This is a genomic window from Ureibacillus manganicus DSM 26584, from assembly GCF_000772945.1.
Taxonomy (GTDB): Bacteria; Bacillota; Bacilli; order Bacillales_A; family Planococcaceae; genus Ureibacillus; species Ureibacillus manganicus.
On record NZ_JPVN01000029.1, the window covers coordinates 1 to 22,579 of the forward strand.

Here is a 22,579-nt window from a genome sequence, read left to right on the forward strand (position 1 = left end):
CAGGATCAAACTCTCCATAAAAGAAAATTTGATAAAGCTCAAATTTTTGTTAGACATTCATTTGAATGTCTAAAAAACATCTGCTGGCATCATTTTTGATGTCCAAAATTGTGTTTCTATAATAGAAACGTTTAATTCATTAACGTTTTGTTGTTCAGTTTTCAAGGTTCATTTATGGAGCGGGTGATGAGAATCGAACTCACGACATCAGCTTGGAAGGCTGAGGTTTTACCATTAAACTACACCCGCAATATATAATAATTATGAATAAAAGCTAAGTTCTTGGTGCGGCCGAGAGGACTTGAACCTCCACAGGGTTGCCCCCACTAGGCCCTCAACCTAGCGCGTCTGCCATTCCGCCACGACCGCGTTTTCGTATAATTAGAGACTTTACTAATTATACACTATCAAACGCTATTGTCAAGCAATTTTGATGAGCCATGAAGGACTTGAACCTTCGACCCTCTGATTAAAAGTCAGATGCTCTACCACTGAGCTAATGGCTCACAACAAATGGCTGGGGTACCTGGATTCGAACCAGGGCATGACGGAATCAAAATCCGTTGCCTTACCGCTTGGCTATACCCCAATAATGGCGGTCCCGACCGGGATCGAACCGGCGATCTCCTGCGTGACAGGCAGGCATGTTAACCGCTACACCACGGGACCAAATAATATATTTTTTTCAAATGGTGACCCGTACGAGATTCGAACTCGTGTTACCGCCGTGAAAGGGCGGTGTCTTAACCACTTGACCAACGGGCCTTGGCTCCGAAGGTAGGACTCGAACCTACGACCAATCGGTTAACAGCCGATTGCTCTACCACTGAGCTACTTCGGAATAACTTTGACGACTTAACTTGTCGACTTTTACTATTATAAAGACATCAACTTTGAAAGTCAACACTTTTTATTATAGTTTTTTAATTTCTTTTTATACAGCTGAAATCAATAATTTTGCATTCTTTTGAAAGCAGTTTTTAATATACTATAAACATCTATAAAAAGTCTAGATATTTCTCTTTTTTTCTTTCAATTGAAGTTGGCCAAAACATTTTCCGCATTTATATTTTAAAATATCTATACGTCTTCTTCTATTGTATGTCTGATTACATGTCACGCACTCATAAACATAAAGTAACCCACTTCTTCTCTTTTTATTTTCCTCTATAGTTGAACAGAATCTAGGGGCGCCCACTTTTTTTAGCAAAGATCTAAAATCTGCATCTCGGTGTTTATATCCTTTACCTTGAATATGTAAATGATAGTGGCACAATTCATGTAGAATAATTCCTCGCAATTCTTTCATGCCGAATACCTCATATGATTTTTTATTAAACTCTATATTATGATTGTTAAGTAGATAGCGGCCACCTGTTGTTCGTAGTCGGGGGTTAAAATAAGCAGTATGAACAAATGGTCTTTTAAAATATTTTATAGATAATTCTTCTACTAATTGCTGTAGTTCTATATCTGTCATTCTTTCACTTCCCAACATTCTTAAATAAAAATAAGCAGTACACAGTTATACTGCGTACTACTTATAGTATAGCTTTAGTTAGCTACTTTTTCTTCTTTCTTTTCTGGTGGAATCATCGTTAACGAGATTCGTCCTTTTTCTATCTCCACTTTATCAACCCAAACTGTTACGATATCACCGAGTGAAACAACTTCTAGAGGATGTTTTATTCTTCGTTTTTGTAATTTGGAAATGTGAACTAATCCATCTTGTTTAACACCAATATCAACAAACGCTCCAAAATCCACAACGTTTCTTACTGTACCTTGTAATTCCATTCCCACTTGAAGATCTTCCATCTTTAAAACATCTGTTTTTAATAATGGTTGTGGGAAAGCGTCCCGTGGATCACGAGTAGGCTTCATTAAAGTTTCTACGATATCTTTTACAGTAATTTCTCCTATACCTAACTGATTGCTAAATTGTCCTATATTTACATTCGCTAATGCTTCTTCACATGCTTTTGTACCAACATCTTTCTTTGTTAGCCCTACGATTTTTAAAATTTCTTCAGCTAATTCATAACTTTCTGGGTGGATTCCAGTTGCATCAAGCGGATTTTTAGCATCAGCGATACGTAAGAAACCAATTGCTTGCTCGTATGTTTTCGCCCCTAAACGAGGTACCTTTTTCAACTGAACACGTGAAGTAAATTTACCAGCTTCTCCTCTAGCCTTCACGATATTCTCAGCAACTGTTTTTGATAGTCCAGATATATACTGTAATAACGACACCGATGCGGTATTTACATCTACACCTACTTGGTTAACAGCCGTTTCAACGATGAACGTTAAAGATTCCGCTAATTTCTTTTGAGTTACGTCGTGTTGATACTGACCAACACCAACTGCTTTTGGTTCAATTTTTACTAGTTCCGATAGTGGGTCTTGCAATCTTCTTGCAATAGATACTGCACTTCTTTGTTCTACCTGTAAATCTGGAAACTCCGCGCGTGCTACTTCAGAAGCTGAGTAAACAGAAGCACCCGCCTCATTTACAATGACATACGAAATGTCTTTATCCGAAATCTCTTTTAACAGATCAGCAATAAATTGCTCCGTTTCCCGAGATGCAGTTCCATTCCCTATTGCAATAATACTTATTGGATACTTAGCTAAAATAGACTTTACAACTGCTTTTGATTTTTCAACATCAGGCTTAGGTGGATGTGGATAGATAGCTGTTACTTCAAGCATTTTCCCTGTCTCATCGATTACCGCTAGTTTGCACCCAGTTCGATAAGCAGGGTCAACACCTAATACCATTTTCCCTCGAATAGGCGGTTGTAGTAATAAACTTCTTAGGTTTTCAGAGAATATGTGAATCGCTTGTGCTTCAGCTTTTTCTGTCAATTCATTTCGAAGCTCGCGTTCAATAGATGGTTGTATTAAACGTTTATACCCATCTTCAATTGCTTCACGTACAAAAATTATAGATGGTGAACTTGAATTAGTCGGAATCCACTCTTTCTCCATAATTTGAATTACACGATCTACTGGTACTTGTATAGAAACTCTAAGTATTTCTTCTTTTTCCCCTCGATTAATCGCAAGTGTACGGTGAGGAACGATGTGCTTAATTGGTTCTTCATATTCGTAATACATTTCAAAGACTTTCTTTTCGTCCTTTTCCTGATCTTTGGCTGTAGTTGTTATTCGTCCATCTTGCCAAGAAAGTTTACGTATTTTGTCGCGTACAGATGCATCATCAGCAAAGATTTCAGCTAATATATCTTTTGCGCCTGCTAATGCTTCTTCGGTATTAGCTACACCTTTTTCTTCATCTATGAATGGAATAGCCAAAACTTCAGCGTCCTCTTTACTAAATTCAAGTAGTAGTGTTGCTAACGGCTCTAATCCTTTTTCCTTGGCAATCGTTGCTTTCGTTCTTCTTTTCTGTTTATATGGACGATACAGATCCTCTACTCTTTGGAGAACTTTTGCCGAGCGGATCTCTATAGCTAGCTCCTCAGTTAACTTTCCTTGTTCATCTATTAACCTGATTACTTCTTCTTTTCTCTGTTCAAGCTGTTGAATGTAATGATAGCGGTCTTCTATCGATTTGATTTGCACTTCGTCTAAAGAGCCTGTTGCTTCTTTTCGGTATCGTGCAATAAAGGGTACAGTGTTACCATCTTCTAGTAACTTAATGACAGCTTCTACTTGATGTGACTTAACTTTAGTATCTGCAGCTATCGTTTGTAACATTTTTGTATCACTCATATTCCCACTGCCTTTCAAGTGTATATCGTTTAATTTTAACATTAACTACATATTACCTACTTCTATTAACAACTATTCTCCTTTAGGCATAGCAAAAGTAAAGTAAACCTTGTTATTCTCATTATTCATAGAATGGTAATTGGTACATAATTCTCAACATAATATAAATGAGGCCGACTTGAAAGATTATCTCTCACGACAGCCTCATAAGGTTCATATTATACTCTACCACTTGTTAATACTGCTTCTTGTAGCTTTTTTATTGCCTGTCTCTGTATCCTTGAAACATGCATTTGTGAAATTCCCAGCTTTTCTCCAACTTGCTTTTGACTCATTTGGTTAAAAAATGTAAGCTTAATGATTTCTTGTTCTCGATGTGTTAATAATTCCATACAATCAGATAATGCCATTCTAAAATTGATTAGTTCATAACCTGTTTCTTCTTCACCAACTAAATCTAACAAAGTAACTGTGCTACCATCAAAATCTGACTCGATTGACTTATCCATTGACAGTGCATGATAGCTTTTACTCATTTCCATAGATTCTAAAACGTCCTCCACTTGCACACCAAGGTAATCGGAGATTTCTGGTATGGAAGGTGACCTTTGTAATTCATGAGTTAATGTATCAACTGCAGATTTTATTTTTGGTACTAATTCTTTAATCCTTCTTGGAACATGTACGTCCCATGTTTTATCCCTTAAAAAACGTTTAATTTCTCCAATAATTGTTGGAATGGCAAAAACCTCAAAATTCCTACCAAAAGAAGAATCATATCTTCGAATTGCTCCAAGTAAACCAATCATTCCTACTTGATAGATATCATCGTAATTTGACTTTGTATGAGAATATTTTTTCGCTATTGATTCAACTAAATATTCGTATTTAAGAACTAATTGAGTTTGAGCTTCTTCATTATTTGCTTCTTGTGCTTCTGCAAATAATGTTGCGAGCTCCTTTTCGGAAAGGTTACGTTCTAATTGTCTGGGCAAGATTGTTCACCTGCTCTCTCTTGACAAACTTTGTCATGAAAACAGTGACTCCACCCTCGTTATTCACCTTTACTTCGTCCATTAATGTTTCCATTAAAAAAAGACCTAATCCACCTTCTCTTAATTGTGCAATACTATCATTTTGTTTATATGGACCAATATTCCTCTTAATTTCCTCAAAGTTAAAACTACTACCAAAGTCAGTAATTAAAATCTCAATTTTGTCAGTATATAGAGCACATCCTAGAACTATCTCACCTAGTTCAATTTCTTGGTATGCGTGCTGAACTACGTTTGTTACCGCCTCGCTTACAGCAATTTTTATATCTTCAATTTGATCATATAAAAAGCCAACACGTGTTGCTAATCCTGATACAGCTAATCTTATGACACTTACATATTGTGGTTTAGCGGGGATTTTAATCTCTACATAGTCAAAAGCTTTCATAACTTTATTCCACCTTCACTTCAACTTCGATATTCATCAATTCGCTTAAACCAGTAATAGTAAATAGTCTTATTAATCTAGCAGAAAGACCAACTAATTTTAGATTTCCTTGTTCTCGAGTCACCTTTTTATATAATGCAACAATAACTCCTAGTCCCGTACTATCCATATAGACAACTTTAGATAGGTCTAATTCAATTATATAATTTGGATCAATATCAAAAGATTCTAGTTTATCGCGCAATTTTGGTGCTGTAAATGTGTCAATTTCACCTTCAATAAACACTTTTAGTAAATTGCTTTCTTTACGAAAATGTATGTTAAGTTCCATTTTCTGCACACCCCCCATTGACTTTAATGTAATTCCCCTTTTCCTTACTTTTAAACCTACTATTCTACTTTTTTAATATTACAATTGTAAAATCATCATTTAAGTTGTAATCTTGAAGTTTTTGCAATTCCGAATAGACTTTTTCACACATTTTTTGTGCGGAAAGGTGTCTGAGTGGGAATGCAATTTTTTTTAACAAATTTCGCGATTCAATTACATCATAATTTTTTAATTCGGTTACACCGTCTGTCACAATCATAATAAAATCATTTTCCTCAAATTGAATTGTAAATTGAGGATACTTTACCTCGGGCATTACACCGAGTAATAACCCTTTGCTATTCAAATCATAATAAGATTCATTTTTTGCACTAAAATATAATGCAGGCTCATGTCCAGCTGAACCATATGTAAAAACACCATGTTCAATGTCATATCTCCCATAAAAAGATGATACAAACATACTGTCATCAACACTTTTTTCTATAATATTATTTAAAACTTCTAACACATAAGAAGGGTTATGATTAGCGTATTTCATAGTTTCTAACCCATTTTTCACCATAGACATACATAAAGCAGCCGGTACTCCCTTCCCAACAACATCGGCAACCGCAACGCTTAAATAATTTTGCTCGTCGTATAGAAAATATACATAATCTCCATTCATTTTTCGAATGGGTTCTGAAACCATCCCTATATCTATACTTTCCAACTCCGGCATTTCTGTTTTCAGCAGAATATTCTGAATATTAGCAGCGATATCCATCTCTATTCTTAGCTCCTCTTGCTGTACTAACAAGCTTTGATGTTCTCTAAATTGCAGCCCAAATTGCACCATCACTTCTATTAAAAAATCATAAGCATGTGTAAGTGTATCTGGAAGCTGAGTATATATTTCTTCAATTGCTTTCCGATGAATGTTGATGACATCTTCTGGTGCTACGTTCTTTTGGATCAATTGTCGAATATAGTTTTGTCCTATGTATAAATTCTGTTCTTTCCGATTGGATATATAGTCAGATAAAATTTGTTTATATTGAATTAATAACTGTTCCATCAAACCACCCTTATCTTAGCCATTTCTCAATGCGAACAATAGTTCCTCCACCTAATTCGGATTGAATTTCTAACGAATCCATTAACCTTTTTACCCCAGGTAACCCAGCACCTAATCCCTTAGAATTACTCTCATCAAATACACTTTTTATATCTAGAATGCCAGGTCCATTATCAATGGCTGTGATTGATATTCCCTTTTCTTCAGCACTTTCTAATCTTTCTATCGTTATGAGCCCTGCTTTAGCATACATGAATATATTTTTTGCAATTTCGCTTATAGCAACTACAATTCTAGCTTGATCTACTGTGTCAAATCCAATAGATTTTGAAGTTTCACGAGCGATTTGACGTGCAGTGATAATATCCCATTCTGTATTTATATTTACTTCTAGTATATTGTTCATTACTGCACCTCCTAATATATATCTACTATTCTACCAAACAATTAAGGTAATACTAATATATGTTATCGACAACTGTAAGAAAACTTACATAGTTAGATAGAAATGGTTGCTTTTCCCTATTTATCATACTAAATATAAAAAGCATTGAAAACCTTTTCGTTTTCAATGCTTTTTTTATTATGTATTCAAAATTTAATTAACCCTAAACTTATTTCTAGCGCTTCGTCCACTTTATCCATTAATTCACTATCTAACTGAGTTATTCGGTCAGTTAATCTTGATTTATCTATTGTTCGCAATTGTTCAAGCAAAATTACCGAGTTTCTTTCAAATCCATATTTATTTGCGTCTATTTCAACATGGGTTGGTAATTTCGCTTTTTGTATTTGCGCAGTAATCGCAGCGATGATTACTGTAGGGCTAAATCGATTCCCAATATCATTTTGTATAATTAATACAGGTCTAGTACCACCTTGTTCAGATCCTATCACAGGAGAAAGATCTGCAAAAAAAACGTCCCCTCGTTTCACAATCAAATTTTCATCCCCCGCTTACGAGACGCTCCACCGTATGCTCTGCTTCATATTCAGCATGCAGACATTCACTACTAATTGATAAATTTATTTGTGACATTTCTACATAGCCTTTCATTAAAGCTTCCCGTATTTGATTTGGTTGCTTGTGCGTTGATAATCTACGAGTTGCAATGACAACATACTCATCCTTGCGTGTAGACTTTTGCTCAAGTGTATTTAATTCCATAAACATTTCTTGAGGAAAGGTAAGTTTTACTTCCTTTAATACCTCATCAACTTTTTTCGCGTACAAAACAAGCACCTCCACAAAAACCGTACCAATTCTTCTACTTATTCTATCATTTGAAATGGTAGTTGAAAAGACAAGATATTTTATAATATGACAACACTTGTAATTATAGCGGTTTTTGTTGAGATTTTTGTCGAAAATTATTTTTTGAGATAGATTCTAGGCACTCTAGCAGTTATGATACATGGAATTTCGTAATTAATCGTTTCTAATTTTGTTGCCCATTCATCAATTGCAATTTCTTCCTTATTCTGTAATCCGAGTAAAGTTACTTTCTCACCTATATTATATGCAGTAGGTAAAGCAATCATACATTGATCCATGCAAATTCTACCGATGATAGGAACACGTTTTCCATCAATCAATACTTCTTGCCCACCTAATCTTCTAATTAAACCATCTGCATATCCAATTGGAATTGTACCAACATACATTGATTCTTCTGCAGTGAATGTAGCACCATATCCTACAGATTCACCTTTATGTAACAATTTAACAGCGACTAACTCAGTTTCTAATGAAAAAGCTTCTTTAATGGGAAATGGCAATCTATTTTTCACATAAGGAGAGGGAGCTAATCCATACATAGAAATACCAAAACGTACTGCATCAAATTGAAGTGTCGAATCTTTCGTTAACATTGTCGCAGTATTTGCAACATGAACAATACGAGGTTTTGTTGGTAACGCATCAATGAATTTTTTAAATTTATCAACTTGCTTAGTAAAGTACGAATCATCCTCCTCATCAGCTGTTGCAAAATGGGTAAATATTCCGTCCAATATTAAACAGTTTGATTTCTCGATTGATTGATAAAGATCCAACAATTCATCAATTGACGTTACACCAATTCTCCCCATTCCTGAATCAACTTTTATATGTACCTTAATAGGTTGAATAACATCTGTTGGAAGTCGTGTAATCCAATCTGATGAATATACTGATAAAGTAATATTTTTCTCTGCAGCAACCTTCGCAAAAGAAACCGGCGTATATCCTAATATTAGTATTTCAATATCGGGAAAAAAATCACGAATATGAAGTGCCTCATCGGGTGTTGCTACCGCTAACATTGTAGCGCCCGCCTCAATTGCAGCTTCAGTAACTTGGATATCTCCGTGACCGTAAGCATTTGCTTTTACCACGGCTACAATATGTACATTAGGTTGTAGAAATTTCTTTAACTGACGAACGTTTTCTTTAATTGCTTCTAAATTGATTAGTGCACGTGTTGGTCGATAGTGTTGTAATGTCATTATTATTTTCCCTCATTTTATTATACATTGTAAACTAATAATAGAGAATATTCGGTAAATTGTGTATGAGTTTTTTAATTTTGTAATATTTGTAACCTATAACCATCAATTATAAGTAAATATATTTTCTTGTTAACAGTTAAATCTAGCAGTAGTAACTTCATTCAGCAGGGGAAACCCACCGAACGAAGTTACTACCCGTCCAACTTTGCAATACATGTTAATAATTATTTTAGTCCACCAGGAATTACGGAAGACGCCACTTCAATCATTTCTTCTCTTGTTAAATTATTTGTAGCAAGGAAGAATGATACACCATTTTGTTCCCAACTAATAGAGTTGTCCGTAATTGCACCAATTGTAAAGCCTAAATCTGCCGGATCACCAGGTGCAAACACTGGTACCGTTGACTCTGCATCGTATACAATTGGTTGTTCCATTAAAGTAAATGCTTTTTCACCTTCGAAAGTAAGAATGACACGCTCTGTTCCATCCTCAACAATCTTTTTCTCGTCAACTAATGCAGTTCCTTCCCACTGAATATTAGGATAGTGAACTTGGAATTCTTGTTCTTCTACACTACCTGTAGTACTACTATTTTCTTCAGCAAAATTGTCTACCTTAAATTCTTCTTCCTTATGTTGAGTACCAAGGTCAATCTTACTGAATGTGATCAGAAGTTGTTCCTCTCCCGCTTCATTTAGAACAGATACAGTTTTTGGAAGCTTTGTTTTCTTATCGACAGTAATAACTTGTGATGGCATAACACTCTTATGATTGTTTCTTGTAGCTGCTTGGAAAATGTAGTTATTCTCATCTTCCTCCATCGTTACATTTGCATCAGCTAATAGGTCTTCTCCCAATGCTCCTATTAGATAAGCTTGACTATTTTGTTTTGGCCATTCACTTTGGAACTTGTACGTTTTTCTTAGAGATGGTGTTACAACAAAAACGCCCTCTTTGTTACGAATAATCATCTGTGTAACATCTTCACCTTGTTGTGTAACTTTTACACGATAGAAGTCTGGTTTTGTGTGCCATACATTAACATCGTATACTCTAGGCTCACTACCAGTTTTAATTTCCATTGTTGCATCTAGCTCATAGCCGTTCACATTGCCCCATTTGTTGCTTAAGTCCTTCAAAACATCTTCCTTCGATTGACTACCACATGCTGCTATCACTAGGACACTTAACAACAATACTAATAATAACGTTATACGTTGTCGCAAAATTCCATCCTTTCTATTTCTCGATAGGACAAATATATGAGTAGAAGTATAACTTTATGCTATCACTTTTGGACAATCTAACAATTTATTAACTGGAAAAAGTTAATCCATTAATAGTACTTGTGCTGCTGCATAATCCTTCGAATGCGTAACACTAACAAACCCGTTAACAAGTTGACGATTAAAATATAAAATCGGTTTCCCTAGTTCGTCATTTAAAATTTCTATTTGATGAAATTCACACCCCTCTCTAATACCTGTACCATTCGCTTTAGCATATGCTTCTTTTGCTGCAAATCTTCCTGCTAAAAACTCAATTTTTCTTATATTGGACAATTTATTGTATTCTTCAAGTTCACGATCCGATAAGATACGAAGTCTAAACTTATCGTGCTCGTCTGCTTTTTTTATTCTAGAAATTTCTATAATATCTAAACCTATTCCTTTAATCACAGACATTCTCCTTTTCTTCTTGTTTCAATACACTGTATAATAAACGATAAAGTGAAACTCATTAATTGGGTGGGTTCTCATCATCTTCTGATTGTTAGTTGAACCAATCGGACTTTTACGGACAGTTGAACTCCCATCAACCCTTATTGCCTTACTTAATACATTAGGCGGAAGTCATACAGTCCGTTAATGCCGGATAAATTGAGGTGGATATATGTTTATTAGAAGGGAAAATTTTAAACAGTTCATTAAGTTTTACCCTATCGTATCACTTATCATAGCGATTAATCTTATTATATACATTCTTACAATACCATCCGACATGAAAGAACTCCTCTTTACGTATGGTATGAGTCATAATTTATTAATTGCCAATGGTGAATGGTGGCGCGTAGTAACTTCAATGTTTTTACATGCAGACTTTTTCCACGTTTTGTTTAATATGTTTTCATTATTTTTATTTGGACCTGAACTTGAAAAGATTGCTGGTAAAGCTAGATTTTTAACTATCTACTTATTAGCTGGGATTTTCGGTAACATCCTTACATTTGTTACTCAAGGTCCACTATATGCAAGTGTAGGAGCTAGTGGATCTATTTATGGTATTTTCGGGGCATTTGCAGCTTTAGTTTACTATACTCGACATACAATGCCTCAATTAAAACAGATTATTTTACCAATAATTATTATTAGTATAGTTTTCACCTTGTTCCAACCAGGTATAAACAGAATGAGTCATTTTGGCGGTCTAGCAACCGGTGTTGTTTTAGGCCTCATTTACTTCACACCAAAAAATATATTACGTTGGCGTAATAGAAGGTAAGAAAAAATAGGGCATCCTGAAATTTATCTTTCAAGGTGCCCCTTCTTTTCGTGTTCTAACCAGTCCAGAACAATATTTGCTTCTTCCTCATTTAAATTTGAAGCTTTTGCTGTAGCTCCAGTTAAGCCAGACATTACTGTTGCTTGTATAGATGCTAGCTTCTTCCTCTTTTGAAAATAGCTTTGTTTTCTTACAACCACCTGTATGCGTTTCTTTTCCACTAAAAATGTAACACGACTGATCGTACGGTAAATAATTGTTAGTTGATTGCCCATAATTGCATACCCCGTTGTTTTAAACTGCCAAATACCTAACAAAATGATAGGGATTATTAAAAGGAATGAAAACAGCCCAAATGGATAATAAAAATAAGAGCATAACGCAATCACAGGGATTAGCCAGATAAAATCCACTCTATAGAAAAATGCTTTCGCCTCTTTTGGCGGCCTTGTAACATTTAAATCTAAAGCAAAGTGTGGAAATAAATCATTTAAAATTGGATCTAATCGTTTCTTCCTTATTAGGGGAAACAAGGTCATTTTCTTCTCTTTCTCACTAATGGCGCCACCCGCGCTTTCAATAATTACCGAAGCATAACCAAATATTTGTCTTATTGGATTCTCCACAATTTTAATTGCTTGCACACGATTTAATGGGATTGTTACTTTTTTCTTTTCAAGCAGTCCCCTTGTAACAATTATTTTTTCAGACTCTTTCATTACTGAAAAATCATAGTAGCTCAAAAAAGTTATTGCAATTGATAGTAACCAAGCTAACAATAATCCTACAATTATCACTAAGATGATTAATATAACACCAAATTGAACAAAAACTCTTAGTTCTTCAAAAACTAAATCATAAGGAATATATTCGGAAAACTGCCCCAAAACTGCAGCAACCCCAGCTAGTACTACTCCGATACTATTTGAAGTCGTTGCTAATACTAATAGATCATTGTTTGGCATTTTATGTACCAGTTCATTAGATAACTCAGTAACAATTTCTCCATCTTCAATATTGCTCCCAAGTTCTATACTTCTTTGTTGATTTTTTGAGTGGTTCATTTGTACTTCTATAAGTCTTGCAGCATCTTTTCGAATCGCGGTTAACTCGACTTCAGGTTTACCATTAGTACTGCCTGCTGTTTCCACCATCACTTGAACTAAACCAAATAGTTGATGAAAAATACCTTCTTTATAGTTTAGGGATTGTATGCGCTCAAAAGGGATATATCGTTTCTTTTTAATAAATAAACCATATTCAACACGAAGCTCATCATTTTCAAACCAATATATAAATGTCCACCATTTAATAATTCCAGAAAACAAAATATAAATTACAGGTATCGCAATAATTAGAATTGGAAATAAATCTGTCCAGAAGTTCAATTCTTCTGACCTATTTAAAAATCTTGAAAATAAAATAATCGCTACAGGGATGATAAGTTCTTTTAATCCCTTTAGGAAATTAATGATTGTTGATATTGGGTGTAACTTATAAATTTGTTTAGACATCATCTTCAGCCACCCTTGCTAATTCAGAAATTCTAGACCGAAGATTGTCTGCATCATCAGATAAAAGCATTGGTATCATATGGGTGGTAGCAGCGGTTGAAATAGCGATATTGGCAAGGTTATATTTCTTTAAAATCGGTCCTTGAGCAGTATCAACATGTTGAACCCGAACCATCGGAATCATCGTCCTTTTAACAACAAATAAACCACTTTGGATTTCTATCTCATGTTCCCTTACTTCGTATCGCCAATGATCCCATCTTATATTTGGAACAATCCATATCGAAAATATAGCATTAAGTATAAATAACCCTATTGCAATGTAATAGATAAACGTTGGCCACAAAAACCGATAGGTTAGAAAACTAACAACACCTGCTAAAACTAATACGATAATCGTACTGATTACTCCATATAAACGCCAAACTGTGAGGCCTTTTCTTGGGATTTTGTGTGATGGTTCTTTTCTCACTACGAACACCTCATTTCCTGTACTATATACGAATCATTATATAATTCCGTTTCAACTTTAATAGGAGATTATAAATTTATTATAAACAGTCATAACATAGGGGCTTAATTCAGATTATCCAATAATTATTTATAGGTTATACCTAATTGATAGTCATTGGCCTTTTATAATAGACAATCCTTCTACCTCATTTTTTCAATCAGAGAGCTTATTAAAGACATTTCTCATCCTTCTTTTCCATATAAAAAAGCCGACCCATATTATTGGGTCGACTGAATTTAAATTTAAATTTGTTAGCTATCACGACGACGCGGGCTACGGCGTTCGCTACTGCCTTCGCGACGTCCACCTTCACGGCGACCTCCACGTTCTCCACCAGCACGACTACCACGGCTACCACCGCGACTACCGCCACGGCCTCCTCCGCCATCTCGGCGAGGACCACGATCTCCTCGACCTCCACGACCACTTGAACGCTCTTTTCTCATTGGAAGTGGACGTTCCTCTGTAATCGTTACAGGAGTATCATCAGGTTCTTTTGTCATTGATTTAATTGCTGCAGCAACTAAATCAACAGCATCGTATTCTTCTAACATTTGATTAGCTAAAATTCGGTAATCACCTAAATCATTCGCTTGAACAATTTCAACTAATGTTTCCATAGCTTGTTGTTGTTGCCCAACTAAAGCTTCACTTTCACTAGGTGGACGAAGTGGTGTCATACGTTTTTTCGTTGTTTCCTCAACGATACGTAAGTAACCCATTTCTCTAGGTGTAACAAAAGTTACAGCAAGACCTGATTTCCCTGCACGTCCAGTACGACCAATACGGTGTACATAGCTTTCTGGATCTTGTGGAATATCAAAGTTATATACATGCGTAACACCTGAAATATCAAGACCACGAGCAGCTACATCCGTAGCAACAAGTATATCGATTTTGTTTTCTTTGAATTGTCTTAATACAGAAAGACGTTTTGCTTGGCTTAAGTCACCATGAATTCCTTCTGCTAAATAACCACGTAATGTTAATGCTTGAGCTAATTCATCTACACGGCGTTTTGTACGTCCAAAGATAATTGCTAATTCAGGTTGGTGCACATTCAGTAAACGAGATAAAATTTCGAATTTCTCACGTTCTTGTGATTTTACAAAGAATTGATCAATGTTTTCAACTGTCATTTCTTTGGATTTAATTTTAACTTCTTCTGGTTCTTTCATAAATGTTGTTGCAATTTTACGAATTGCAGGTGGCATAGTTGCTGAGAATAACAACGTTTGTCTTTCTGCAGGAACTTTTTCTAAAATTGCATTTATATCATCGATAAAGCCCATATTTAACATTTCGTCTGCTTCATCTAATACAAGAGTTTGAACATTTTCAAGTTTCAATGTATGGCGGTTAATATGGTCAATAATACGACCAGGAGTACCTACGATGATTTGTGGTCTGTTTTTTAGTGCACGGATTTGACGACTAATATCCTGTCCACCATAAACAGATAATATTTTTACGCGTTTATCATACCCAATTTTATAAAGTTCTTCTGAAACCTGAATAGCTAATTCACGTGTTGGAGCAATGATTAATCCTTGGATATTTGGATTATGCGTGTCAATCTTTTCAATAAGTGGAATACCAAAAGCGGCAGTTTTACCTGTACCTGTTTGTGCTTGGCCGATAATATCTTTACCTTCCATGCCAAACTTGATTGTTCCTTCTTGGATTGGTGTCGCTTCTTCAAATCCCATTCGTTTTAATGAACGAAGTGTTGATTCGCTAATGTTTAATTCTGAAAAATTTGTCAAACTATTTCAATCTCCTTTTTTCCTTTAAGTTGACAAATGGTTACATTCAGATGAAGTATATTCGGCAATCTCGAGCCTATTTATTGGAACGTTTCCGATTAAATCAAATTCGCCTTGGCGTTTTTAGCCCAGATTTTATCGAACGCACTCGATAAATTACATTTAATAAATCTGTGGCTTCCGCCTCTTTTACAAGAGCTGCTTTATATGAAAAGGAAAGCCCGGTCGTTGCCGAGCGGTTCATTCTACACACTACAAATAAAAATTCAATTAATAGAATAAAACCGTAAATTCAAAAAAAAGCACTCTTCATAAATGAAGAGCCTTCGCAAAATGTATCCATTGCTTTTATTAGTCTATCATGCCTTTGTGATGATATGCAATGATAAAGCTCCTTTGTTGGGAAATATTCATTATTCAGTTAAAAGGAAAACACATAAATCTCTTTCATGTTTTGAATAGCACTACTGACAGGTACATTATTATTTTGTTCTTTAATATTTAATTAATGCATTCCACTTTCTATGAACAATTTCTACATCTTCATAAAAAAAGGTCCAAAAGTTATTTTTCAAACTTTTAGAACCTCTATTTTTATTATTTAAACGAATCTAAAATCGTTTCTAATCTCATACCACGAGATCCTTTTAATAAGATTAATGAATCTTCGTTTGCATATTGTTTGATGTATTGAGTAATTTGTTCATAATCATCATTTGTATGGATTATGTTCTCATTTGCAAATTTGTTGTGTAATTTTTCATATAGCCATTGCATGCGTGGCCCAAATAAGCACACCTTCTGAATTGCAGCTTCATCAATAACATCTGCAATACTTTCGTGGAACTGTTTTTCATTTTCACCTAATTCAAGCATATCACCAAGCACTAACCATTTCTCTGGACGCAAATTCGTTGTTTGCATAAATTGGATTGCTGCAGACATTGAAGTAGGAGCAGCGTTATATGCATCATTTAAAAATAGTATTCCATTACTCGAGTTAATTAACTGCATGCGCATATCGGTAAGTTGTGCCTGTTCAATACCAAAGTGGATTTGGTCATCTCTTAAACCAAGTGATTTTGAAATCAACATTGCGTTCAACGCATTTTTCACTTGATGTTTCCCCAATACAGGAATAAAGAATTCTCCATTTAGTTCACCACGCACATCAAAACGGCTTCCCTTTTCAGTCATTACGATATTGGATACAACTAAGGAATTTCCTTTTTGGAAACCAAAGGATTCTACATTAAGATTCGGTTCTTTTCCGACTAGGTTTTGTAATAACGGTTCGTCTCCATCATAAAAAAGCACACCATGTTCATCTAAACCTTTTATAATCTCAAATTTTGCCTTTGCAATCCCCTCACGAGAGCCCAGATCTTGCATATGCGCCTCACCAATATTCGTTATTACTGCATAATGAGGTCTAGCCAGGGTAGATAAAAACTCAATTTCTCCAAAACCGCTCATTCCCATTTCTAATACAGCAATTTCCGTATCTTCGTCTAGAGACAGTATAGTGATTGGTAATCCTAATTGGTTATTTAAATTTCCAATTGTTTTTTGCACTTTGTAGTAAGGTGATAAGCTACTCGCCAAAATGTCCTTTGATGAAGTTTTACCATTTGATCCTGTTATACCGATAAAAATCGCTTTATGTTCGTTACGGTACTGTCTAGCCATCTCTTGTAAAGCTAATTCAGAATCATCTACAAACAAGACTGGAACATCACTTGGAGGGTTAGGCTCATCTTTTAACCAAAGTGTCGCAGCTGCGCCATTCTCAAATGCTTTTGCTACATATTGATGTCCGTTTACCTGCTCACCTCTAAACGGAATAAATAGATCACCTTTTTGGATTGTACGTGTATCTATGGACACTCCGGTAACAACTGTATCACCATACACTCCACAATCTATATTTAACCAATTTGCAATTGTCTTTAATGTTTTTTTCATAGTAATCCCACTTTAGTCTTTATTGTATTGAAGCAGTTGTTTTTCTTCATAACGTTCAATTCCAAGTTCTATTAAAGCATCTATTAACTTCGGATAACTTAACCCTGATTTTTGCCATAATAGAGGGTACATACTTACAGGTGTAAATCCTGGCATAGTATTTATTTCGTTAATTAGTACTTCACCTTCATCTGTTACAAAGAAATCTGAACGGACTAATCCAGAACAGTCTAATATTTTAAAAGCACGAATTGCCATATCCTTCATAGTAGATTCGACTAGTTCACTGATGTCAGCTGGAATGATTAGTGATGTTGAATTGTCTTTATATTTTGATTCGTAATCATAAAACTCTGTATTTGGTTTAATTTCACCAGCAACAGATACTTTAGGTTCATAATTTCCAAGAATGGACATTTCTATTTCACGCGCTTTTATCCCTTGTTCTACAATAATTTTGCGATCATATTTAAGGGCAAATTGGATTGCTTTTATTAATTCTTCTTTGTTTGATGATTTACTTATACCAACGCTTGAACCTAAATTTGCAGGTTTTACAAACATTGGCCACGAAAGAGTATTTTCACATTTTTCTAAAATAGTCGATTGGTCTTTTATCCATTCATTACGCAAGAAATAGACATATGGCACTTGATTTAACCCTGCGATTTCAAATAGTTGTTTCATCACAACTTTATCCATACCAGCTGAGGAAGCTAAAACACCATTTCCAACATAAGGTAGGTTTAGTACTTCTAGTAACCCTTGAACTGTACCATCTTCTCCATTGGTACCATGTAACAGCGGGAAAACAACATCAAACTTAATTTGTTCACCGTTTTCATCAATTATAAATTTCGCTATGTTATTCGCTCCACTATTTGAATCACCTTTATGTTGTAACTGTTCCACCGATTCTAGCGGTTGTGATAATTGAGGTCCTTTTCGCCATTCTCCATCCAAAGTAATGTAAATTGGATGTACTTCATACTTTTCAAAATCAATCGCTTTTATTACGGCTAATGCTGTTGATAGTGAAACTTCATGTTCTGCAGACTTGCCGCCGTATAACAAACCAATTTTCTTTTTCATAATTTGACCTCCAATATTGAATAATTTCAGTTTATCACGAAATTACATCGCTGATTGTCTTTGACATCCATTGTAATAAAGATGAAAAAATCCCTCTGTTGACTCACCGGATTTCACCATAGACAACAGAGAGTTTTAAGGGATTTTAATGAGATCATCATAGCTTTGGTTTATAATTACATCTAAATCATCCCATACTTCATCAGGGAAATCATAATCCACTAATGCTCGAACTTCAATTTCAAATCGTTTAGGCTTTTCTAATTTAATTAGAGACAATAACGCCCCATCTTTTGCATAAGGACGATACGCTTTTAGAAAATCAGGATCTATGATTGGAAATGTACTATTTGTTCTTTTACGGAACAATCCACCACTTCCCAGTTTTTCTTTAATAACCGAATTAAATATATGAGTAACAAGAATTTCTGCATCATCTAAGTTTCTAAAATAAATTTTTATTGCCTTTTCTGAATTTGAGGAATGATAAACAAATCGATTTGACAGCTTCTCTGAAAAAGGAGTGCCAATCGGTTCTTTTTTATGGCTTAAATATAATAATTTCGCTTGTTCCATTGGAGAAAGTTTGTTCAACCCTTTTTCATCAGCAAAGTCAATCCAACATAAATCATTCGTTGAATCTGAAACTCGTTTAACAAAGTTTTGAACATCCTCTTTCGATACAAAATCCATTTGAGTGTGCATATTAAAAGAGCCGTCTTCATAACTGTGTTTTAAAAGTAAAAGATTTGTCATCGGATTGAAAGCTGAAACAAATTGTTTTAAAGATAAGCCACTAAAAATAACAAATTGATCTATTTCATTCATATGTACAAATAAGTGCTGAATAAAATCCTCTGATGGCTTTTTATTCTTTGACATTTCTGCTCACGCTCCAATAGTTCGCTACAAAAGTTATTATATGTGTTATCGTCTAATTTTGAAACATTTTCAAAGAGATTTCGTTTTATCTTTATAAAATATCCTTTAATATGTCTTTTACGATATAATATGATAAGTTTTAAAAAAGCTTTATGTATCGGGTACATAAGGAAATATACTATATTATAGGTGAAACTATGGAAAATGACCGCAATTTTTCGAAGAGGCTTGACTGGCCTCTCATATTTATATTATTCGCATTCTTGATCATTAGTTTGTTAGCAATTTCTTCAGCTCAAACATCCGGTCAATATGCGGGTAACTTCGTATTTTTACAATTTCGTTGGTACGTCATTGGTGCTTTTATTATTGCTTTTGTAATGTACTTTGAGCCTGACCAATATAAAAAAATGTCCTGGTATTTGTATGGTTTAGGGATTTTGTTATTATTGGTGCTCGTCTTCTTGCCAGAAGGAAAGGGTCAAATTGGAGAACCTATAAACGGCGCAAAAAGTTGGTACCATCTCCCGATTGGAAATATCCAACCTTCAGAGTTCATGAAAACCTTTTTCATCTTAGCCACTGCTCATTTAATAAGTAAACATCATGAAAAATATTCCGTTAAGTCTATTACAACGGATTTATTGCTTTTGGTTAAAATCGGTATTACTTTATTAATACCTTTGGCTTTTATAATGACACAGCCCGATTTAGGTTCATCACTTGTATTTTTAGCAATTACAGCTGCTTTAATTATCGTTGCAGGTATATCGTGGAAAATACTCATTCCTATATTTGCTGGGTTTGCCACAATTGGTGGAGCATTGTTATGGATGGCTGTCTATATGCAAGAATTTCTTAAAGAAACATTTGGTTTTAAGAATTATCAATTCGCAAGGATTAACTCTTGGCTAGACCCTTATGCATATACCGGGGGAGACGGTTATCATTTAATTACCTCCTTAAACGCCATTGGCTCCGGAGAGATAATGGGGAAAGGCTATTTAGGCCGAGAAGTATATGTTCCTGAAAACCATACCGACTTCATTTTCGCAGTCATAGGTGAAGAATGGGGATTTCTTGGGGCTAGTCTTGTAATTTGTTTATTCTTTTTACTTATTTATCATTTAACGAAGACAACCCTGTTATTAAAAGATCCTTTCTGCACTTATGTTTGTGCAGGGATTATCGCCATGATTACTTTCCATGTATTTGAAAACATTGGAATGACTATACAATTGCTACCTATTACAGGAATTCCATTGCCATTTATTAGTTACGGCGGAAGTTCATTAATGGGGAATGCTTTAGCCCTAGGACTAGTATTTAGTATGAAGTTCCATTATCGCACGTACATGTTTTCTACTTTAGATGAAGAAGAATAATTAGAAAAACACAACTCGACCCAAATAGGTCGAGTTGATGTACCTTCTTATGAAGATCCCCTAAAGCTCATTCTTTAAAATTTGCAATAAATTACACCTCGGACATAAATCTGAGGTGTAATTTTATTTCTATATAGTTCTTTCCTTATATATCAAAAAACCCCGACAGCTACATGTCGAGATTTTTCTCATTGTGAGTTTTGAGTTAGTGATGTTAGTTTATGTTTGTGGAGTTTGTATTGGTGGTGTTAATACTTTTAATATTTCTAGACGTGACTTTGTAACAGATGCCGTAACACCTAATTTAGATAACTTTTTGACAATTCTTTTCAAGTCTACTTCCTTAGCCATACTTCCACCTAACCTTTCCTCATTATATATAAACGTATATTTCCAAAAAAAGTTTCAATATATTTTCTCAAATAGTTTCTTGATACATCATAACATTTTTTACCTACAAAATTCTTTTCAATTTTGTTACAACTTTCAAAAGTCAAGTATTTTGCATAAGTATTATAAAGTTATGCATTTTATTGCATGATATAAAAATAGTATAAACTTCTATACCATTTTTCAATCATCTATTTTGAACTTTTTATACTAGGTTTTATCTACCCTTCTAACTTGTTTCATTTTGTGTAGAGGGTTAAAATTGACGTACTAAGGTGGTTTTAGAAAGCGGGTTTTTCTATGAAGAAAGAAATTTTGTTATTAATGTCTATCCAATTTTTAGTTTATCTTGGATTCGGCATTATCATTCCTGTATTACCAGAGGTCATAGTCTGGAACCATTGGAACGAGATACATGTTGGTGGATTATTAACAGTATATGCACTAGCTAGTTTCTTTACGGCACCAGTTTGGGGCTACCTATCAGATAAATTTGGAAGGAAACAATTAATATTAATTGGTTTAATAGGTTTCTCATTAAGCTTTGTTATTTTTAGTCTATTTATCAATCATTTATGGATGCTTTATGCTTCTCGAATCGTCGGAGGATTATTCTCAGGAGCTCTTTATACAGCCGTAACAGGATATATTAGTGATATTTCGACTAACGAAACTCGTAATATGTACATGGGTTTTATGGGAATGTCAATCGGTCTTGGATTTATCTTCGGTCCAGCAATTGGTGGGGTTTTAGGACATATTAATCTTCAATTTCCATTTATCGCTTCTGCTGCTCTGATCGCTTTATTGTTCGTTTATGGATTAATCTTCTTAAAAGAGCCTAACCGTAGAGGAGAAGCCAATAAAAGGAAAATTGTACCTATCGGTGCAAGAGAATTATTTAATTATCGTATACGCTACTTATTCTTATTTTCATTTATTGTAACGTTCATTTTAGCTGGAGTAGAGGCTACTTATCAACTTTTCCAAATAGATAGAATTGAAATAACACCTTTACAATTAGGGTTTTTGTTTATGTTTAGCGGCTTTGTAGATGCTGCTATACAAGGTGGGGTAGTAAGACGGATTAAAGACGGCACAGAGACAAAATGGTTAATAGGTGCACAATTAGTAACGGCGGGTGGTTTACTTTTAATTATTTTCACATCAAATATTTTCACTGCAGGCTTAGCCCTTTGTGTATTTACTGCAGGCAATGCTCTTGCAAGAACATGTGTAGTCTCATTAACAACAAAAGAATCTGGTGGTAGATATGGCACTGCAGCTGGACTTTCATATTCTATGGACAACTTAGGTCGGATTATTGGCCCGTTATTGTTTACTTCTCTTTTCCAAATTGAATCGTCCTTTGGATACTTAGTTTCAATTTTTATCGCAATGCTGTCTATATTGTTTATCGTTCTATTTAAATCTTCTAGAAAAACACTAAGATTTGAACATGAAAACGCATAGCATCACGTATAGTTATACGTGATGCTTC

General features: G+C 34.7%; 22 protein-coding genes and 7 tRNA genes. 3 read left to right on the forward strand and 26 right to left on the reverse strand.

Translation table 11 applies throughout. The features are described 5' to 3' along the window. Window positions 1–175: 175 nt before the first annotated feature. The 19 genes from CD29_RS16715 to acpS form a co-directional block, all read right to left on the reverse strand. A tRNA-Gly gene (locus CD29_RS16715) sits at window positions 176–249 on the reverse strand. A 34-nt stretch (window positions 250–283) separates the two neighbouring features. Beyond that, window positions 284–369: transfer RNA gene (locus CD29_RS16720), tRNA-Leu, on the reverse strand. A 65-nt stretch (window positions 370–434) separates the two neighbouring features. Further along, window positions 435–506: transfer RNA gene (locus CD29_RS16725), tRNA-Lys, on the reverse strand. A gap of 8 nt (window positions 507–514) precedes the next feature. Beyond that, window positions 515–589, reverse strand: a tRNA-Gln gene (locus tag CD29_RS16730). 4 nt (window positions 590–593) lie between these two features. Continuing rightward, window positions 594–669 (reverse strand) — tRNA-Asp (locus CD29_RS16735). Between the two features lie 21 nt (window positions 670–690). Next, window positions 691–765 (reverse strand) — tRNA-Glu (locus tag CD29_RS16740). Between the two features lies 1 nt (window position 766). Next, window positions 767–841 (reverse strand) — tRNA-Asn (locus tag CD29_RS16745). A 168-nt stretch (window positions 842–1,009) separates the two neighbouring features. Further along, window positions 1,010–1,480, reverse strand: coding sequence for a SprT family protein (locus CD29_RS16750; protein WP_036189481.1), 471 nt, complete (start codon window positions 1,478–1,480; stop codon window positions 1,010–1,012). Between the two features lie 74 nt (window positions 1,481–1,554). Continuing rightward, complete coding sequence (locus tag CD29_RS16755) at window positions 1,555–3,741, reverse strand: Tex family protein (RefSeq protein ID WP_036189577.1); 2,187 nt, start codon at window positions 3,739–3,741, stop codon at window positions 1,555–1,557. 218 nt (window positions 3,742–3,959) lie between these two features. Next, complete coding sequence (sigB, locus tag CD29_RS16760) at window positions 3,960–4,739, reverse strand: RNA polymerase sigma factor SigB (RefSeq protein ID WP_408056632.1); 780 nt, start codon at window positions 4,737–4,739, stop codon at window positions 3,960–3,962. Continuing rightward, entirely contained in the window at window positions 4,714–5,184 is a 471-nt protein-coding gene (rsbW, locus tag CD29_RS16765) for an anti-sigma B factor RsbW (protein WP_036189487.1), read from the reverse strand. Before rsbW ends, sigB begins: the two co-directional genes overlap by 26 nt. A gap of 4 nt (window positions 5,185–5,188) precedes the next feature. Further along, window positions 5,189–5,515: an STAS domain-containing protein gene (locus CD29_RS16770; protein WP_036189490.1), complete on the reverse strand. Its 327-nt coding sequence runs from the start codon at window positions 5,513–5,515 to the stop codon at window positions 5,189–5,191. 64 nt (window positions 5,516–5,579) lie between these two features. After that, window positions 5,580–6,575 carry a PP2C family protein-serine/threonine phosphatase gene (locus CD29_RS16775; protein WP_036189493.1) on the reverse strand — a complete coding sequence of 332 codons (996 nt, stop codon included), beginning with the start codon at window positions 6,573–6,575 and terminating at the stop codon, window positions 5,580–5,582. 10 nt (window positions 6,576–6,585) lie between these two features. Continuing rightward, window positions 6,586–6,981, reverse strand: a complete 396-nt coding sequence (locus tag CD29_RS16780; RefSeq protein ID WP_036189496.1) for an anti-sigma regulatory factor — start codon at window positions 6,979–6,981, stop codon at window positions 6,586–6,588. A 185-nt stretch (window positions 6,982–7,166) separates the two neighbouring features. Continuing rightward, window positions 7,167–7,517, reverse strand: coding sequence for a type II toxin-antitoxin system PemK/MazF family toxin (locus CD29_RS16785; RefSeq protein ID WP_036189499.1), 351 nt, complete (start codon window positions 7,515–7,517; stop codon window positions 7,167–7,169). Between the two features lie 4 nt (window positions 7,518–7,521). After that, a complete protein-coding gene (locus CD29_RS16790; RefSeq protein WP_036189502.1) occupies window positions 7,522–7,809 on the reverse strand; it encodes a hypothetical protein in 288 nt (95 codons plus the stop codon). A gap of 137 nt (window positions 7,810–7,946) precedes the next feature. Next, window positions 7,947–9,062, reverse strand: a complete 1,116-nt coding sequence (alr, locus tag CD29_RS16795) for an alanine racemase (RefSeq protein ID WP_408056631.1) — start codon at window positions 9,060–9,062, stop codon at window positions 7,947–7,949. Window positions 9,063–9,289: 227 nt separating this feature from the next. Beyond that, window positions 9,290–10,294 carry a LolA family protein gene (locus CD29_RS16800; RefSeq protein WP_036189507.1) on the reverse strand — a complete coding sequence of 335 codons (1,005 nt, stop codon included), beginning with the start codon at window positions 10,292–10,294 and terminating at the stop codon, window positions 9,290–9,292. Window positions 10,295–10,396: 102 nt separating this feature from the next. Further along, the gene (gene acpS / locus CD29_RS16805) at window positions 10,397–10,747 is read right to left on the reverse strand and encodes a holo-ACP synthase (RefSeq protein ID WP_036189510.1); all 351 of its coding nucleotides are present in this window, start codon (window positions 10,745–10,747) and stop codon (window positions 10,397–10,399) included. 214 nt (window positions 10,748–10,961) lie between these two features. Between acpS and CD29_RS16810 the strand changes: the two genes are divergently transcribed. Further along, window positions 10,962–11,570 (forward strand): rhomboid family intramembrane serine protease, encoded by a 609-nt coding sequence (locus tag CD29_RS16810; protein ID WP_036189514.1) that lies wholly within the window; start codon window positions 10,962–10,964, stop codon window positions 11,568–11,570. A 23-nt stretch (window positions 11,571–11,593) separates the two neighbouring features. Here CD29_RS16810 and CD29_RS16815 read toward each other — a convergent pair whose 3' ends face one another. The 6 genes from CD29_RS16815 to CD29_RS16840 form a co-directional block, all read right to left on the reverse strand. Continuing rightward, on the reverse strand, window positions 11,594–13,084 hold the full coding sequence (locus CD29_RS16815) for a PH domain-containing protein (protein ID WP_036189517.1): 1,491 nt from the start codon (window positions 13,082–13,084) through the stop codon (window positions 11,594–11,596). Further along, window positions 13,077–13,556: a PH domain-containing protein gene (locus tag CD29_RS16820; RefSeq protein ID WP_036189520.1), complete on the reverse strand. Its 480-nt coding sequence runs from the start codon at window positions 13,554–13,556 to the stop codon at window positions 13,077–13,079. Before CD29_RS16820 ends, CD29_RS16815 begins: the two co-directional genes overlap by 8 nt. Before the next feature lie 293 nt (window positions 13,557–13,849). Continuing rightward, window positions 13,850–15,364: a DEAD/DEAH box helicase gene (locus CD29_RS16825; protein ID WP_036189523.1), complete on the reverse strand. Its 1,515-nt coding sequence runs from the start codon at window positions 15,362–15,364 to the stop codon at window positions 13,850–13,852. 597 nt (window positions 15,365–15,961) lie between these two features. Beyond that, window positions 15,962–17,329 (reverse strand): UDP-N-acetylmuramoyl-tripeptide--D-alanyl-D-alanine ligase, encoded by a 1,368-nt coding sequence (locus CD29_RS16830; RefSeq protein ID WP_036189525.1) that lies wholly within the window; start codon window positions 17,327–17,329, stop codon window positions 15,962–15,964. Between the two features lie 12 nt (window positions 17,330–17,341). After that, the gene (locus tag CD29_RS16835; RefSeq protein ID WP_036189526.1) at window positions 17,342–18,421 is read right to left on the reverse strand and encodes a D-alanine--D-alanine ligase; all 1,080 of its coding nucleotides are present in this window, start codon (window positions 18,419–18,421) and stop codon (window positions 17,342–17,344) included. 135 nt (window positions 18,422–18,556) lie between these two features. Then, window positions 18,557–19,303 (reverse strand): hypothetical protein, encoded by a 747-nt coding sequence (locus CD29_RS16840; protein WP_036189528.1) that lies wholly within the window; start codon window positions 19,301–19,303, stop codon window positions 18,557–18,559. Between the two features lie 197 nt (window positions 19,304–19,500). Here CD29_RS16840 and CD29_RS16845 point away from each other — a divergent pair, with 197 nt between their 5' ends. Next, window positions 19,501–20,688, forward strand: a complete 1,188-nt coding sequence (locus CD29_RS16845) for an FtsW/RodA/SpoVE family cell cycle protein (RefSeq protein ID WP_036189530.1) — start codon at window positions 19,501–19,503, stop codon at window positions 20,686–20,688. 219 nt (window positions 20,689–20,907) lie between these two features. On the opposite strand, the gene CD29_RS20825 is transcribed toward CD29_RS16845, so the two are convergent. Continuing rightward, complete coding sequence (locus CD29_RS20825; RefSeq protein ID WP_268871005.1) at window positions 20,908–21,039, reverse strand: Lmo0850 family protein; 132 nt, start codon at window positions 21,037–21,039, stop codon at window positions 20,908–20,910. Between the two features lie 339 nt (window positions 21,040–21,378). On the opposite strand from CD29_RS20825, the gene CD29_RS16850 reads away from it, so the two are divergent. Continuing rightward, window positions 21,379–22,551 (forward strand): MFS transporter, encoded by a 1,173-nt coding sequence (locus CD29_RS16850; RefSeq protein WP_036189532.1) that lies wholly within the window; start codon window positions 21,379–21,381, stop codon window positions 22,549–22,551. Window positions 22,552–22,579: the final 28 nt, after the last annotated feature.

Coding starts and splice junctions, on each gene's coding strand:
- CD29_RS16850 (WP_036189532.1), top strand. CDS start 21,379: ATGAAGAAAGAAATTTTGTTATTAATGTCTATCCAATTTTTAGTTTAT.
- CD29_RS16770 (WP_036189490.1), bottom strand. CDS start 5,515: ATGGAACTTAACATACATTTTCGTAAAGAAAGCAATTTACTAAAAGTG.
- CD29_RS16845 (WP_036189530.1), top strand. CDS start 19,501: ATGGAAAATGACCGCAATTTTTCGAAGAGGCTTGACTGGCCTCTCATA.
- CD29_RS16755 (WP_036189577.1), bottom strand. CDS start 3,741: ATGAGTGATACAAAAATGTTACAAACGATAGCTGCAGATACTAAAGTT.
- rsbW (WP_036189487.1), bottom strand. CDS start 5,184: ATGAAAGCTTTTGACTATGTAGAGATTAAAATCCCCGCTAAACCACAA.
- CD29_RS16830 (WP_036189525.1), bottom strand. CDS start 17,329: ATGAAAAAAACATTAAAGACAATTGCAAATTGGTTAAATATAGATTGT.
- CD29_RS16835 (WP_036189526.1), bottom strand. CDS start 18,421: ATGAAAAAGAAAATTGGTTTGTTATACGGCGGCAAGTCTGCAGAACAT.
- CD29_RS16810 (WP_036189514.1), top strand. CDS start 10,962: ATGTTTATTAGAAGGGAAAATTTTAAACAGTTCATTAAGTTTTACCCT.
- CD29_RS16750 (WP_036189481.1), bottom strand. CDS start 1,480: ATGACAGATATAGAACTACAGCAATTAGTAGAAGAATTATCTATAAAA.
- CD29_RS16780 (WP_036189496.1), bottom strand. CDS start 6,981: ATGAACAATATACTAGAAGTAAATATAAATACAGAATGGGATATTATC.
- CD29_RS20825 (WP_268871005.1), bottom strand. CDS start 21,039: ATGGCTAAGGAAGTAGACTTGAAAAGAATTGTCAAAAAGTTATCTAAA.
- CD29_RS16775 (WP_036189493.1), bottom strand. CDS start 6,575: ATGGAACAGTTATTAATTCAATATAAACAAATTTTATCTGACTATATA.
- CD29_RS16815 (WP_036189517.1), bottom strand. CDS start 13,084: ATGTCTAAACAAATTTATAAGTTACACCCAATATCAACAATCATTAAT.
- CD29_RS16840 (WP_036189528.1), bottom strand. CDS start 19,303: ATGTCAAAGAATAAAAAGCCATCAGAGGATTTTATTCAGCACTTATTT.
- alr (WP_408056631.1), bottom strand. CDS start 9,062: ATGACATTACAACACTATCGACCAACACGTGCACTAATCAATTTAGAA.